We start from the raw sequence: 15,314 nt of genomic DNA, 5'->3' as shown, positions 1-15,314 counted from the left end.
CCCAAATCCATTCACCAGCATAAATCTGGGTGATTTTTCCTGCTCCAAACGAACATTGCTTTCCCAAATACTTTTTTCACCTCAGCGCAATCGCCCATTCCTATTCAAAGCGAAAAGTGACGGGGTTCACCCCTTGGCTACAAATCCATGAGGCGGTTTAAGGAGCGGCGAGAGCCGCGGTAAATAGCCGCATGGATTTGCAGTCGTCACTTTTTGCTTTGTACCTTTCGTTGCGCTGTGGTTCAAGTGCAATTCTTCAATAGTCAAAATCCCATTGAAAACCCTTTCTGCTTCTTCCGTTTCGGCTTCTTCAATTGATGCGGCGTGTACTCTCCATCTTTAACGGGAGATAACAAAGAATCAAGAGACCTATCATTCTCCAACGAACTACCATTTCCGGCATGGTACAAATTTCCTGCACTGGCAGCCTGGCCTAAATCCATCCCTATCCTTTGAGACTTTTGCTGATGAAGAGAAAGAGGATCCTCGACGCATCGCTCGGTAATTCCCTTCGCGCTATACTGCTTACCCAATGCACTTCCGTTGAAGACGGATCTCGTACGATGATCACAGTATGTGATCCCGTACAGCAGGCCTTCTTCATTTTTTCGGATTACGGTATCTATCCCGTCTTTTTGAAGAATATTGATCAGCCTGGGCAATGACACGTTTTGTTTGCCATACAAAGTAAAATCTATACTATTCCTAATCCGTAACGAATCCTTCGTACGGTTCGGATTCATCTCGTTATACAGAAAACGCACTTTCAGATTTCTATGTGTTGGCTTGAAATGAAAGTCGCTTGCTTTAATAGGCACCCCAACCCGGTTGCCATCTTTATCCAGCACACGGTATAAGATGCCATTGTTCTTTCTGATCCTCGAACCCTCTGAGCCAATATCCGCCGCAACGTTATATTGGTTAAGCACCGCATTCAATTCTCCTATCGTAGTGAACTTGTATTCGTTCAGAACCTTGTCGAGCACATTGGCAATGGCCTTCTTAGTTTCTGACTTTCCATACTCCGCTTTGATGCTGACTGGTTTCAAAGTAAACTCCTGCGCTTTTCGATCTTTTGCCTTCACCAATCCAAAATCTATCTCAATCTCCTTCCTGGTTTTCTCCGATTGGTTTTTGCCCAGGTTGTGTAGCGAGATCCGACTACCATCTGCTTTGATGTTGGTCGTCACAATATGCACATGCGGATGACCGGCATCTCGGTGCTCGTATACGAGAGCGGGTTGTTTCTCAAATCCAATTCCCTTTAAGTAAGCTTTTGAAATCTCCGTGAGCTGTTCTTTGCTGAGCTTTTCCGACGGATCAAAGTTTAAGGAGACGTGAACCGTATTGACCTTTGTCCTTTTGTTCAAAGCCAGTTGCCGCTGAATCCGGTTCAGCTTTTGATCGAAACTCAGTGCATCCGCATCCTTCGGATAATTGATAGCCGAAATGCATTCCGCATGACCCCGTTCCAGCTTGTTCTCATTGTATCGCAGCACTGACCGAAGTCGGCTGCTGGTTTGGATCACTGCAACCATCGATCTGCCAGTTTATCGGTTTGCGATTTAATCTTGTCCAGGATTGAAAACAAGAATGTCTTTTCAGCTTCGTAGCTGGCGATCCAATTTCTAAATTCTGAGATTTGGTTGACGGCATTGAGGCGTTTGGTCGCCTGGTTGAAGTTGTTGCCCAGCCGGTTTAGCTCTTCCCGCAGCTCGGACAATTCGCCAATCATCTGATCTTGCGAACCGTTCCTTTCGATCACAGTTACCGGTCGGTTAAAGATCAAAAGCCTTAAAAATTCGCTCAATTTCCGGCAAGTTGTGCGGCCGCGTTTGGCTTCCAATGTGGCGTATTCTTTGGGTGTTAACCGGAAGATTACAAGCTTTGTCTTGTTCGATTTTTCTTCTTTCATCACGATCCTATCTACACTTTCAAACATTAAAAACTCCTTCAAAAACCTGGACCGACTTTGGAGGGGAAGGCCAGATCGGGTGCGCAGCAACCGGCGATTGTATTACAATCGTACATCTGGCCAGACGCGCAAAGCAGGCGGCTCATTTGGATTTCAAAGTTTCTGAAACCGAGTGCTGAGCCGATTTGTGAATCTAGTTTATTGAAATGGGATTTACCTATCCTGTGTAAATTTGACTTAGGATCGCGAGAGTTTCAAGTTGGTAATAGTCTGTTCGAAAATATTAGCGTTTGTTCGAAAAAGTAGAGAATGTTTGTGTTTGTTGGTTAATATTTAAATGCTTGAGTTGTCCGGGACAGGCATCTTAAATTTCTTTAAGAGCTCTGCTAGTAACCTACCGAGAAGTTTTATATAAGTTTGGGAAGCCCTTCTTGCACAGACTAGAGTTAATGGCCAAAGCCATAATTAATATATTACCTTTCTTGTCTGCAATAAACTTTTACCCGTATGGTAAAATTAGCACCTGCGAAAGATATTGAGAAATGTCATCAAAGCTCAGGGCCGCCCGCTTTAAAGACAATGAACATGCTTTGGAGGACTATCCTAATCAACGGATAAGCCTCACCTGCATTTTGTCTTTGACAGCGTAACATTGCCGCATCTACGCAAGAGACCATTGTCTTAGTCCTATCACGGGCCGCAACTGCAAGAAAGGCTTAAATAGTTATGGCTCTTTGAGCGATCCTGCCATGTATTGTTGCCCAATTTTAGTAAAATACGATACCTGGATCAAGAAGTCCCTAAACATTTTGCAGATTTCGTTTTTTTATCTACTTTAACTCCATAAACCCTGTTATTGTGATAACAAAAAAAACTGTAAGTGAAAGCAAATCTACGCAGAGAAAAAAAACTCAAATACATGTATTACCTGCATACCACGGAGACTGCCTGATAGTAAAGACTTTTGATCACGAAGGAAATGACTTCAATATCCTGATTGATGGAGGAACAGCGAAAACATTCGACACCCCGTTAAAATTAATCATTAAAAATCTTCCTTTTATTGATATTGTAGTACTGACACATATTGACTCCGATCATATCGGAGGCTTGATTAAATTTGTGAAAAGTGACTCCTTCAATGCAGACAAAATTGGACAATACTGGTTCAATTCTAAAAATATCAAGTTCATATCGGCTGGGGAAAATATCAGCTATGAGCAGGCTAAGACATTCGAGCAATTACTCATTGATAAAGGAGCAATAAAAAATAAGTGGTCTGATGATGTTTATGTTGGAAAAATGCCTTCACTACCTCAGGGGTTAGAGATAGAAGTTTTGTCTCCCACAAACGAGGTACTTACCAAGTTAAATGAGCATTGGCCTGAAATAAGTGATGACTATAAAGATAAACTTCAGGACATCACTATATCCGGCATCAAACCTTCACAGCTAGGACGAGGCAAATTGGAAGATCTCGCGCTTGCAGATGATACTCCTGACAAAACTATATTAGCAGACCTGGCTAATAGCTCTTCAATTGCCTTCGTATTAAGAACGCCCGATTTAAGTATTCTGCTACTTGGCGATTCACATCCATGTTTAATTCAGCAGTCCATGAGAATGGCTGATTATTCGACGGAAAAAAAACTGAAGGTTGATATTGTCAAAGTATCCCATCACGGCAGTAAAAACAATACAACTAATGATGTCCTGGATATGATTGAATGCGATAGATTCATCATATCTACGAATGGCGGAAATTCCAAGCACACCCATCCCGACAGAGAAACCATCGCAAGGATTATACATCATCCTGAAAGGACAAGGCTTAAGTACCCCTCCACCCGCAAAATATATCTGAACTATCCAATAGCTACTGTCGAGGAAAAAGCCGGAAAGCTTCTGGACAAGGAAGATTTCACTACCGGAAACTGGGAGCTTATAGACAGTGCAAATTTGTTAGAGCATGAATGAGGATTTACTGTATCGCCCATGCGTCAGGGTGTCAATTTACGTAAGCGGCGAGAAGGTAAGTCACGGTTCCGGTACGCTCGTAAAAGGAGCAGGCAGTTTTTTTGTTGTTACTGCTTATCACTGTGTTTTCGGGGATAACGATCAATACGCGGAACTGGGTATTGAATCAATAGTTGTGCAGCAGCAAAAAACTTTCAACTCGACGTTTACTCAAATTAGCGTAATAGAAGTTACCGGCAAGAACAGGATTCAGGACTGGGTCCTATTGAAAGTTAACTACGATGAAGGCAAGGAAAGCTTTCCTTCTATCCTAGCCGGTTGTTCATTCGGAAAAGACATGCCAGTCAATTTTACTGGATTTCAAGATCGCAATAAAGATGAAGCAAGACCCTTTAACAGTCGGGTCTTAAATGGTATTTCAAACAATGAGTTTCGTATAACGCTTTCGGGACAGGATGCATTTAAAGGAGGAACAGATGATGCGAAGGGCCTCTCCGGAAGCGGTGCATTTATCATAGATAGAGGCAAGTTGTATCTCATAGGAATATTAAAAAGCGTTAAAGGTGATGATGCATTGAATAATGATATCAAATGCTGTCCTTTGACCGACATGATAGCAACTATTGGAATCGAGTCCTATGAGATTTCTACGGAAACTTTTGGCGATGATTGGGCCAGCGAAAAATTCGGGGTACTAAACGTTACAGACCCCAGAAACCTGATAGAAAAATTACAGGCCGTTAACAATACCATTTCCGATATACGGATCAATCGATATTGCCGGGATCTGGCCCTCGGCAAGTCAGAGCTTTCGAATATATTAGATCGGGACCTTAGCGCAATCAAGTATCGGGTTTTTGAAGCCTGCCAGAAGGAGTTGGTAGAATTTGTAGACAAAACGGAACAAACGCAATTGTCGAATGATAATATTAGGGAACTGATAGCATCCTTTACTAAAAAATCTATTGAAATTATCGAAATCAAGTCAAAGACTCATAAGTATCCTATCATTGATAGCGACCTGATGGAAAAAATTGTACTTGATCTGATCAACGATTGTTATCTTTCATTTGATGAAGCGGGAATTTATGAATAGAAATGCTGCAAAGAAAAGGCTGATGTTTATTCAAAAGGAAGACTACAACTTCCTTGCGTATAACACAATTATCCTTCTGGATGCACTCGGCTGCACATCGGAACACAAAAAATTCAAAGATTTCAGAAAGATAGCTTATCTGATTGATTTGATAAACGAAGGGGGGGACCCTACCAAATTCGATCAAATCCGATTAAGCAAGATTTATTCAAGGGCTCAGATTAAGAAAAAGCTTCTTCATCACCTGCTGATTATACTTAAAAATAAAAATTTCATCGGTGTCTCCGTGAACAGTACTTCCCATACAATAGATCTGTGGCTAAATAAACCGGAATTACCTGAAAGTTTTTTGGATAAGCATATTTTCAGCGCCGAGCTGTCTAACATTCAATCTCTTAAATCTGCTGTGCATTCTTTGAGAATTGTTACTATAAAAACATTATCAGACAGGATATTCGCAGACAACAATGTAATTACATGGGAAGTCTAATTATAAAACAAGTTATTTACTCCGGCGATGCTTATTATTATGCCTCCCCTGAGCTAAGTAAAGGGATAAATATTGTTGTTGGGGATAATGGGTCAGGAAAAAGCACATTCAGCTATTTTATTGAATATGGACTGGGCGGCAAAATAAAACCCTTCAGCAATAACGAAGACAGTTCAAAATATTCCTTGATCATCAATGATACCAACAATTACGTCCAGTTAATCATACTTATAAATGATGTCGCATATTCCCTAAAAAGATTTATCGGCGCCCAGGATATTTTTGTAAAGCACAATGAAGAAGTAGATTCATTTCCGCTTGAACGGGATAAAAAAACAGCTCCATTTATCTTCTCAGACTGGCTGCTGGGAAAACTCGGAATTCCAGTATTTGAACTACACATCGGTGTAGCACACTGGTATTTCAACTTCAGCGATTTATTCCGCTTACTAAATTACGACCAGAATACGGAACCTAGGAAAATCTACAAAGAACCGGTAGCCGAAAACTTTATCGCGGATTCAATCGTAATCCGAAAATCTATTTTCGAGATATTACTAGGAATGTCCTCTGCTGATTATTTCAAAAAATTAGATGCCGCAAGGGCTGCGTTGAAGGCGAAGGACATCGCGAAGGGCCTATTGGAAAGCTTCACCGAAAATCATGAGATATCAGGAGACTCCGATAAACTAAGCGATCGGAAAGATTTTGTTGAAAAGGAGATATCAGCGCTAGAAACCCAAAGGAATGAATTGCTTAAGATAAGTACTCATTCAAGCGATAAAACAGGAGAACTTGCAGAAATACAGTCAAAGCTGGTTGGACTGGAACTAAAAGCTTCTCAAGACAGAATAAAAATCACAAACCTTGTTAACGAGCAATCAAAAATTGCCATACTACATGACAGCCTGATACAAGAAATCAATCAGATCGAAAAAATCATATTTACTCATGAAAAACTGGACCTCTTTGCAATGGAGATCTGTCCGTTCTGTATGACTGAAAAAAATGTTGATAAAGGATTTTGTATATGTGGTTCAAAATTCAATGACGACGACTACGAGAAATTTGTGTACAACACCAGTGAATATAAAGATATTTTATCCTATAAACAGAAAAGTATCAAGGCGATTACTCTGGCAGTTCAAACTTATCAGGTGGAAGTCAAGGTTTTAACAGCGGATTTGCAGCAAACAGATCAATCAATTGAGGAATATACCGGTAAGCTAAAAAAGATAATTCTTACGGCCCAATTTGCAGGAAATTCGACCCGTATTGATGATTTTAATGACAGAATCATTAGACTAAAAGAGGAATTGGTGCAAATAAATTTTGGCTTAAGAAATATTGATCAGGAGCAAAAGCTGAGAACAGACTTTAATTTAAAGACCAAGGCATTTGTTCTGGCGCAAAACAGCCTGAAATCAGCTAAGATAGCGTACGATGAAAACAATGCCGATACGATTGGACACTTTAACAAAGTCTACAGTACCCTGCTCGCAGAGTCCTCCTACAAGAGTATCACCGCATATATAGACGATGACTATATGCCTTATGTAGACAATGGCGAATACAAGGCTAACAGCAGCGAAGTGCCTAAAAGGCTTATGTATTATTTTACAATATTGAGTCTGGCCTTGCAACTGGAATCGGTAAAGCATCCAAGATTTTTATTGATTGACACACCTGAAGCATCCGGAATTGACACAGACCATCTGAATCAGAATCTACTGTTGCTAGAAAAGGCTATTGAAATTGGGATGGAAGACCCTGAGAAGGCGAAAGATTATCAGGTTATATTAACTACTGGGTACGGCAAACTACCGGAAGAATTCGTTAAGTATATCATCGAAAAATTTTCAACAAAAGAGAAAAATTTTATTCTCAAACCAAAAACTGATCAATCATTGATTTTGAAGGCCGAATAGTCTTCCAGGAATGATAAAGCAGGCTTCTCTTATATTTTGGTATACAAAGTCCAACTAGAAAGTTGTGTGTTATAAAATGTAAAATAGATTCTTTCATTCAAAAGTATAGCAGATTTTGCGATCCTGTGTTCCCAGTAACCCTGCAACTCCGCTTTCATGAGTAATAAAGATCCACGTTCCAATGATATTGAATACCGCTGGCTATGACTCTCCCTGCTACTCAAATTGACCAAATAATGTTTCTTGTATAACTACATAACATGCTAATATACGCCTTTGGCAGTAAGCGAAGCGCCAAGTCATACAACTTGACGCTTCGCTCTCACTGTCCTACATCCCCTTCAACCGCTCCCGCAAGCCCTTCATATCCTCACTAATCTTCACATCCAAGATCTTCGCATAAATCATAGTCTGCTTCAAAGACCGATGCCCGAGCATTTTAGAAACCGTCTCAATCGGCACCTTATTACTCAGCGTCACAGTGGTCGCAAACGTATGCCGCGCAATATGAAAAGTCAAAGTCTTCGAAATCCCGCACAGGTTCGCAATCTCCTTCAAATAAGCATTCATCTTCTGATTGCTCAACACCGGCAGCACAACACCAGCAGCGCAGCATTGTGGATGATCCCTATACTTCTCAATAATTTCCAGCGCCGTATCCAGCAGCGGAATACGTGTAGGCGCATCCGTTTTCTGCCGAGTGGTATCAATCCATGGCTCGCCGTCCATACCTATGACAATATCACTCGTCTTCAATTGCTTCACATCCACATAAGCAAGTCCAGTGTAGCAGCAGAACAGAAAGATGTCCCGCACCTGGCCGATTCGTTCAACTTCAAACACTTTCTCAGTCAACCGTTTCAGCTCGTCCCTGGACAGCGGATTCTTCACAACTTCTTTTTTCGTCAGCTTAAAGCCATGAAACGGATCCTTCTTCAACCATTTGTTATTAACGCATATCAGCACAACCTTTTTCAGGTTACTCATGTATTTGATCGCGGAATTGTGATTGCAATCGCGTGCGCTACGGAGCCAGAAGTTGAATTCAGTGATAAATTCAAAATTGAGGTCTTTGATCGGCATGTCGTCCTTCTTGTATTTCCACTTGATGAAGGAAGCAGTATGCTCCTTGGCGGTCTTGTAGCGTTTCAGTGTGAGCGGAGCGAACTCTTTGCCGACTAATGCTTCCATTTGCTCGTTGTGGTGCTGAAAGACTTCAAGAATGGTGCGGGTTTCATTGCTCTTGCCTAGGAGAATGTTTTTCAGTCTTTCTGCGGTAATCTCTTTGTCATCCTCGGTAAGCATTTTCTTGGCCTGGTAAACTTTGGCCGTGAGCAAGTCCAAATATGCGTTAAGCGTCTTTGCATCTTCCTTGTTTCCGGCAGGTCGGCCAACTGAGGAATTCCACCTTTCGGTATTCCATAACTTCTTGGTAGATAGCTCGGCGACTTTGCCGTCGACGGTAATTCGTAGATAGATGTAGCGAACTGTTCCTTTTTGATTTCTGGCGGGCTTTAAATAGAAAAGCAGACCAAATGTTTTCTCCAACATAACACAAGCGTTTAAAAGTGGTTAAATATCGAATTACCACGCTTGCCAATCAAGATGTTTACGCTGTAAACATCTTGCTATCAATTTGTTATGCCGTTTCCAGTGAGTCTTTTTCTCAAAGTGAGTGAACTACACGAAAGACTCACTGAAAACATGGGAATTTTTGCATTTTTTGATATGATCTGAAAAACAAAAATGCCCGCAAATCATTGATTTACAGGCATTTTGTTTGACTTTGAACTTATTTCAAGGGAGGGAGACGGGTCTCGAACCCGCGACCTCTAGAACCACAATCTAGCGCTCTAACCGACTGAGCTACAACCTCCGTTCTTGGGGGAAAACCCCTTTCGAGGACACAAAATTAGGAAAAGGTTTGAAGGTTGCAAGGCTAATCGCGCAATTTTTATCGACCTCCAAACCTTTTCTGATATTCTTAAACCTTATTTCGCTGCAACGTAAAGAGCGTCAGCAGCTTTCCAATCCACTACATTCCAGTATGCTTCGATGTAATCAGGACGCTTGTTTTGGTATTTCAGGTAATATGCGTGCTCCCACACATCCAGACCGATAACTGGTGTGCCTTTTACTTCAGCTATATCCATCAAAGGATTGTCCTGGTTTGGAGTAGAAGTAATCGCAACACCGTCGCCTGATTTGATTAACCATGCCCAGCCTGAACCGAAACGGCCGATGGCTGCTTTTTTGAACTCGTCTTTAAATGCTGAAAACGAACCGAATTTGGCGTCGATTGCTTTTGCAAGTTCGCCGGTTGGTTCTCCGCCGCCTGATGCTGAAAGAGATTTCCAGAAGAAAGCGTGGTTCCAATGTCCGCCGCCATTGTTGCGAACTGGTGCCGGTGCTTTGCTGATGTTTGCAATGATTTCTTCTATCGTTTTGCCTTCTAGCTCAGTGCCCGCTACTGCTGCATTCAGGTTGGTAACATAAGCCTGGTGGTGACGGTCATGATGTATTTCCATGGTCAATGCATCGATATGCGGCTCCAATGCATCGTTTGCGTAAGGTAAGGGATCAAGTGTAAATGCCATTTTCAGGTGTAGTTTAATGAATAATTTAGTTTCAGTACTAGTAGGCTAACAGCAGAAGAAGGGTTTATGTTCTTAATCCCCTAAAAAATTTGAGCAGCAATTCCTGCGATTCGAGCCCCAGAACTCCTTTGATTAGCTGCGTTTTTGGGTGTAAAATGGGTTTGCCAAGATTTGAAAAACCACGTTTTTCGTCGGACGCACCAATCACCACTCTTTTCATTTGTGTCCAGTAAAGTGCGCCTGCACACATCACGCATGGTTCCAAAGTCACATAAAGTGTGCAATCCGGAAGATATTTGGAGGCCAGATTGTCGGATGCAGCCGTGATCGCGATCATCTCCGCATGGGCTGTGACGTCATGGAGCCGCTCTGTCTGGTTATAGCCTTTGCCGATAATGCGTTCGCCAATCACCACGACGGCGCCAACCGGAATTTCACCCTCATCATAGGCTTTGCCAGCCAGGCGCATCGCTTCCGCCATGAAGTAATTGTCAAGAATATCTGCCTGTAAATCCAAATTGCGAGTTTTTTAATGAAAAATGGGACACCGAAGCAAAGCAACAATGTCCCATTCTATCTTCTTTAACTTTTATATTAGGGCTTCATCACGCGCTGAACGGTATTTGAGTTCCCGTTTTGAATGCGCAACAAGTACAATCCGGATGGATAGTTTCCCAAATTGACTTCGGTAATCTTACCTTGAATGGCTTCTTTAGCTCTTGGTCTGCCGTTTAGGTCAATCACTTCCACACTCGCTTGTTTCGGAGAAATTACGCCGGTGATCTCTATGGTAACACGGGAGTCAACTACGGTCGGATACACTTTCACCCAGTCGGAAGCCGGGGGCTCCACGCCGAGAATAGGGTCAACCTGTACCCTCGCTACTCCTACACCGGTACCGTTTCCGCAACCATTTGTAACTTTGGTGATAGCAAACGTGGTTGTAGCCTTTGGGGTAACTGTGAACGTGAATGGGGTGGCAGTTGCGGTGATCAGTGAATCTTTTGTGCCATTGTTCAACGTGATCGTCCACGGTCCTTTACCGGTAATGTCAGCTTTTAATGTGGCACTTCCACCTACTAAAATTGTTTGCGTACCTGTTAATGTCGCCACAGGAAGCGGACTTGCGATAATGGTTATTGCACTCACACTACCTTTTACGGTAAATTCAGGATTGGTTCCCGAGCTGATCACACGGATGAAATAGCTTCCGCCCGAAGTAGTGTCCGGGAAGGTAGCATTCACGGAATTTCCTGAAATGACAGATGGGATTGTCTTAAACTGGGCATCCACATTGGTTTTCGAGATCTGAACTTTAAATGTGTTTCCGGTCGGGAAATCACCGGATTGCTGGAACGGTACGTTAAACGTTTTCCCAGCACACGCTTCCGAAACAGATGGATTACCCGAATTAATAGTAGGTACTTTAACGGTTACGACTGCGCTGCCGATCGGGATACCTTTTCCGCATGCGTTGGAAACCTCCGTCACAAGATAGGTGGTCGTAGTAGTTGGTTTTACCTGCACCTGGTGCGTCGACTGGTCGGTCGTATTGGTCACGCCATTTGACAAAGCATAACTCCAAGGTCCGTCTCCGGTAAACTTGATCGTAAGATTTGCGGTATTACCCAGCTCAACGGTAGAAGTACCTGATATGGTTGCCGACGGAAGGGATTTGATATGAACTTTGATCTCCTCTTTCGGACTTTCGCAGCCATTTGTTGTTCCGGTTTGGGTTACATAAAAGGAGTAGTCTGAAACCTTCTCGGTGAATGGCGTAAAAGGTACACCCTGCCATTCTGTTCCGTCTGCTTCGCGATACCATTTCAAAACGGTGCCGGTTGCGCTCAAAACCGGAGCAACTGCATTCTGGCAATATTCCAGATAGGTTGTAGTAGTTGGTTTTGGTGTCGTATTGATCTTTACGTCCACTTTCGCGCGGTCGCTGATACAGCCTTCAAGCGTTTGTGATACGTAGAATGAAGTAGTTCCGCCTTCCGCAGTAGATGGTGTAGGCGCAGTGGCACTTGGGGTTCCTCCGGTGCCGGTATTGTACCAGTTCAAGATTCCGTTTGTTGCCGGAGTTGCTGTCAATGGGTTGGCTTTGATAAACTGGCAGTATTCGATCAGTGATTTTTCAATGGTTGGCAGGCCGGGTAGTGGTTTCACCCGTACTTTCTGAATCACTCTTGTTGCACTCTCGCAGCCTTTCCCTGATAATTGTGTGGCGTAGAAAGTGAACTCTCCGGGTGTTTTTGCATTCAGAGTTGGCGTTGCCGCCGAGGCAGTTCCGCCCGTTGCCGCTGTATACCAATTAAGTGTATTTCCTTGTGACGCTGCTGTTGGGAATTTATATGTTGAATCACCTTTTGACTGGCAGAAAACATCGGATAATGTAGGCAGTGGCGCGGGTGTGGCATTTACGATCACATCCTGTTTTGCACGCGGACTCTCGCAAACGAGCGATCCGTAAGTGGATGATTGGGACAAATAAAACGATGAGGTACCCGGTGTGGTTGTCGCAGGTAGAGGCCCGGTAGCTGAGCCGGTACCTCCCGACGCTAACGTATACCACTTATAGTTACCACCGGCTGGCGTTAATGCTGTTGCTTTTTCGCCCACGCAATAGTCAATGGGCGTAACGGTCGGCATAGCCGGTGTAGCATTAACGACCACATCAATTTTGACCCGCGCACTTTCGCAGCCAGCTGCTGATACCTGTGAAACATAATAACTGGTAGTGCCCGCAGTGGCAGCATTTGGAATGATAGCCGTAGTCGATCCGGTTCCGCCTGTCGCGCCTGTATACCATCTTAATGTATAGGTGTTATTTGTCGGTGTTGCTGTTAATGCTGAGGCTGTCGGTGCCTGACAAATATTCAGCGGGGTCGCAACGGTTGGTAAAGGTATCGTGGCGGGGCATGCGGCAACCGTTACTACGATCTGCGCTCTTGCACTTTCACAACCGCTTGCATTGGTTTGGGAAACGTAATAATTAGTAACGCCGGCAGCTGCTGTAGACGGAGTTGGCGCAGCGGTGGTTGCCGTGCCTCCTGTTGCCACTGTGTACCATTTTAATGTATGTGTGTTATTTGTTGCCGTCGCGGTTAATGCTGTTGGAGTTTGGCCCAGGAAATAATTTACATTCGCCACAGTAGGTGCGGCTGGCGGAGTACAGGCAGATATGGTAACTACGATCTCCACTCTTTCACTTTCACAGCTATTTACAACCCGGGATACGTAATAGCTTTTTGTTCCCACAGTTGCAGTTGATGGCGTAGGTGCCGTCGTGGACCCTGTTCCGCCGGTTGATGCAGTATACCAAAGCAATCCGGTGTTCGGATTTGCTGTTAGTGGATCTGCGACTTCGCCTACTGTATAGTTTTTATTTGCAACCGTTGGTTTTGCAGGCGGCGTACATGCATTTACGGTAACTATGATCTCTACTCTTTCACTTTCACAGCTATTTACAACCCGGGATACGTAATAGCTTTTAGTTCCTGCTGTTGCGGTTGACGGCGTAGGAGCAGTGGCCGATCCGGTTCCGCCGGTAGATGCAGTATACCAAAGCAATCCGGTGTTTGGAGTTGCTTCTAATGGCCCCGCAGCGTCACCTACTGTATAGCTTTTGTTTGCAACCGTCGGTTTTGCCGGCGGCGTACATGCAGTGACCGTAACTATGATCTCCGCTCTTTCACTTTCGCAGCCGCTGACAACTTGAGATACATAATAACTTTTAGTTCCTGCTGTTGCCGTTGACGGCGTGGGAGCAGTGGCCGATCCGGTTCCGCCGGTGGATGCAGTATACCAAAGCAATCCGGTGTTTGGAGTTGCTTCTAATGGCCCCGCAGCGTCACCTACTGTATAGCTTTTGTTTGCAACCGTCGGTTTTGCTGGCGGCGTACATGCATTTACTGTTACTACAATCTCCGCTCTATCGCTTTCGCAGCCGCTGACAACTTGAGATACATAATAACTTTTAGTTCCTGCTGTTGCCGTTGACGGCGTGGGAGCAGTGGCCGATCCGGTTCCGCCGGTGGATGCAGTATACCAAAGCAATCCGGTGTTTGGAGTTGCTTCTAATGGCCCCGCAGCGTCGCCTACTGTATAGCTTTTGTTTGCAACCGTCGGTTTTGCTGGCGGCGTACATACATTTACGGTAACAACAATTTCCGCGCGTTCACTTTCGCAGCCACTCACAACTTGTGATACATAATAACTTTTTGTTCCTGCTGTTGCCGTTGACGGCGTAGGTGCCGTGGCCGATCCTGTTCCGCCGGTGGAGGCAGTATACCAAAGCAATCCGGTGTTTGGCGTTGCTTTTAATGGTTCTGCGGCTTCACCTACTGTATAGCTTTTATTTGCAACCGTTGGTTTTGCTGGCGGCGTACATGCAGTGACCGTAACTATGATCTCCGCTCTTTCACTTTCACAGCCACTCACAACCTGTGATACAAAGTAACTTTTGGTTCCTGCTGCTGCTGTTGATGGTGTAGGTGCCGTGGCTGATCCCGTTCCGCCGGTTGATGCAGTATACCAAAGCAATCCAGTGTTTGGAGTTGCTTCTAATGGCCCCGCAGCGTCACCTACTGTATAGTTTTTGTTTGCGACCGTTGGTTTTGCCGGCGGCGTACACGCATTCACCGTCACATCAATTTTAGTACGTGCACTTTCGCAACCTGCTGCGGATGTTTGGCTTACATAATAACTTTTTGTTCCGACCGTCGCGGTGGATGGGACCGGGATTGCGCCTGAACCTGTGCCGCCATTATCAGCGTCATACCAAAGTAAACCAGTACCGGTTGCGCTCAGTGCAACGGCCGTTGCACCCTGAGTATAAACTACCGGCGAAGTTGCAGTCGGCGCCGCTGGAATGGCATTAATTGTAAATGGATTACTTTCGGTGCCCGTGATGGCCGGAGTAGCAGAGATTACTCTTGCTTTGTAACCTGTACCCGCAGCTGCATTAGCAGGTATGGCGACACTGATCGGGCTGGCGGTACCGGTAGCTGTTGCAGCCGGTGTTGCGAAAGAACCCGCGGCATCAGAGAGCTGGGCTGTAAAAGTAGTCCCTGCCGGAACGGTTGTAGGTTTGAATTTAACCGAAACTGAACTTCCGGGACATACAGTAGCAGGAGTAACTTCAACCTCTGTAATCGTCTGTCCGAATGAGAAAGCCACAGAGAAAATGGTGGCCAGAAGTGTAAAAAGAAGGCTTGAGTGGGTAAATGGTTGTTTCATGTAATCGTCTAAATATCTTTCCGCTAACCTGTTTGACTGGTAAAGTTAGAGATATTTTTGAAATACACTT

Annotated in this window: 9 protein-coding genes and 1 tRNA gene; 3 read left to right on the top strand and 7 right to left on the bottom strand. The window is 44.1% G+C overall.

Annotated features, from left to right (window positions below; translation table 11 throughout):
- Positions 1 to 263: 263 nt before the first annotated feature.
- A complete protein-coding gene (locus LZG72_RS05850; RefSeq protein ID WP_233868739.1) occupies positions 264 to 1,538 on the bottom strand; it encodes a relaxase/mobilization nuclease domain-containing protein in 1,275 nt (424 codons plus the stop codon).
- Entirely contained in the window at positions 1,526 to 1,942 is a 417-nt protein-coding gene (locus tag LZG72_RS05845) for a plasmid mobilization protein (protein WP_233868736.1), read from the bottom strand. The genes LZG72_RS05850 and LZG72_RS05845 overlap by 13 nt, the downstream gene beginning before the upstream one ends.
- Before the next feature lie 831 nt (positions 1,943 to 2,773).
- On the opposite strand from LZG72_RS05845, the gene LZG72_RS05840 reads away from it, so the two are divergent.
- The 3 genes from LZG72_RS05840 (at position 2,774) to LZG72_RS05830 (ending at position 7,406) form a co-directional block, all read left to right on the top strand.
- A complete protein-coding gene (locus LZG72_RS05840) occupies positions 2,774 to 3,892 on the top strand; it encodes an MBL fold metallo-hydrolase (protein WP_233868734.1) in 1,119 nt (372 codons plus the stop codon).
- A complete protein-coding gene (locus LZG72_RS05835) occupies positions 3,885 to 4,988 on the top strand; it encodes a S1 family peptidase (RefSeq protein ID WP_233868732.1) in 1,104 nt (367 codons plus the stop codon). The genes LZG72_RS05840 and LZG72_RS05835 overlap by 8 nt, the downstream gene beginning before the upstream one ends.
- Before the next feature lie 477 nt (positions 4,989 to 5,465).
- Positions 5,466 to 7,406, top strand: a complete 1,941-nt coding sequence (locus LZG72_RS05830) for an ATP-binding protein (protein WP_233868729.1) — start codon at positions 5,466 to 5,468, stop codon at positions 7,404 to 7,406.
- Between the two features lie 330 nt (positions 7,407 to 7,736).
- Here LZG72_RS05830 and LZG72_RS05825 read toward each other — a convergent pair whose 3' ends face one another.
- The 5 genes from LZG72_RS05825 to LZG72_RS05805 all read right to left on the bottom strand — a co-directional run bounded on the left by LZG72_RS05825 (position 7,737) and on the right by LZG72_RS05805 (position 15,244).
- Positions 7,737 to 8,957: a site-specific integrase gene (locus tag LZG72_RS05825; RefSeq protein ID WP_233868726.1), complete on the bottom strand. Its 1,221-nt coding sequence runs from the start codon at positions 8,955 to 8,957 to the stop codon at positions 7,737 to 7,739.
- Between the two features lie 250 nt (positions 8,958 to 9,207).
- Positions 9,208 to 9,283: transfer RNA gene (locus LZG72_RS05820), tRNA-His, on the bottom strand.
- Between the two features lie 114 nt (positions 9,284 to 9,397).
- Positions 9,398 to 10,003 carry a superoxide dismutase gene (locus LZG72_RS05815; RefSeq protein WP_233868723.1) on the bottom strand — a complete coding sequence of 202 codons (606 nt, stop codon included), beginning with the start codon at positions 10,001 to 10,003 and terminating at the stop codon, positions 9,398 to 9,400.
- Positions 10,004 to 10,067: 64 nt separating this feature from the next.
- Positions 10,068 to 10,484 carry a nucleoside deaminase gene (locus LZG72_RS05810; RefSeq protein WP_233868901.1) on the bottom strand — a complete coding sequence of 139 codons (417 nt, stop codon included), beginning with the start codon at positions 10,482 to 10,484 and terminating at the stop codon, positions 10,068 to 10,070.
- A 113-nt stretch (positions 10,485 to 10,597) separates the two neighbouring features.
- Entirely contained in the window at positions 10,598 to 15,244 is a 4,647-nt protein-coding gene (locus tag LZG72_RS05805) for a T9SS type A sorting domain-containing protein (RefSeq protein ID WP_233868718.1), read from the bottom strand.
- Between the last annotated feature and the right edge of the window lie 70 nt (positions 15,245 to 15,314).

It is taken from the genome of Dyadobacter sp. CY323, assembly GCF_021390245.1.
GTDB lineage: Bacteria > Bacteroidota > Bacteroidia > Cytophagales > Spirosomataceae > Dyadobacter.
Note: the sequence above shows the minus strand (reverse complement) of the source record. Positions and strands in the feature narration are given on the sequence as shown.

Bases quoted from the DNA above. Each gene is read 5' to 3' on its own strand.
- LZG72_RS05810 (WP_233868901.1), bottom strand. From the start codon at position 10,484: ATGGCGGAAGCGATGCGCCTGGCTGGCAAAGCCTATGATGAGGGTGAA.
- LZG72_RS05830 (WP_233868729.1), top strand. From the start codon at position 5,466: ATGGGAAGTCTAATTATAAAACAAGTTATTTACTCCGGCGATGCTTAT.
- LZG72_RS05835 (WP_233868732.1), top strand. From the start codon at position 3,885: ATGAATGAGGATTTACTGTATCGCCCATGCGTCAGGGTGTCAATTTAC.
- LZG72_RS05850 (WP_233868739.1), bottom strand. From the start codon at position 1,538: ATGGTTGCAGTGATCCAAACCAGCAGCCGACTTCGGTCAGTGCTGCGA.
- LZG72_RS05805 (WP_233868718.1), bottom strand. From the start codon at position 15,244: ATGAAACAACCATTTACCCACTCAAGCCTTCTTTTTACACTTCTGGCC.
- LZG72_RS05815 (WP_233868723.1), bottom strand. From the start codon at position 10,003: ATGGCATTTACACTTGATCCCTTACCTTACGCAAACGATGCATTGGAG.
- LZG72_RS05845 (WP_233868736.1), bottom strand. From the start codon at position 1,942: ATGTTTGAAAGTGTAGATAGGATCGTGATGAAAGAAGAAAAATCGAAC.
- LZG72_RS05825 (WP_233868726.1), bottom strand. From the start codon at position 8,957: ATGTTGGAGAAAACATTTGGTCTGCTTTTCTATTTAAAGCCCGCCAGA.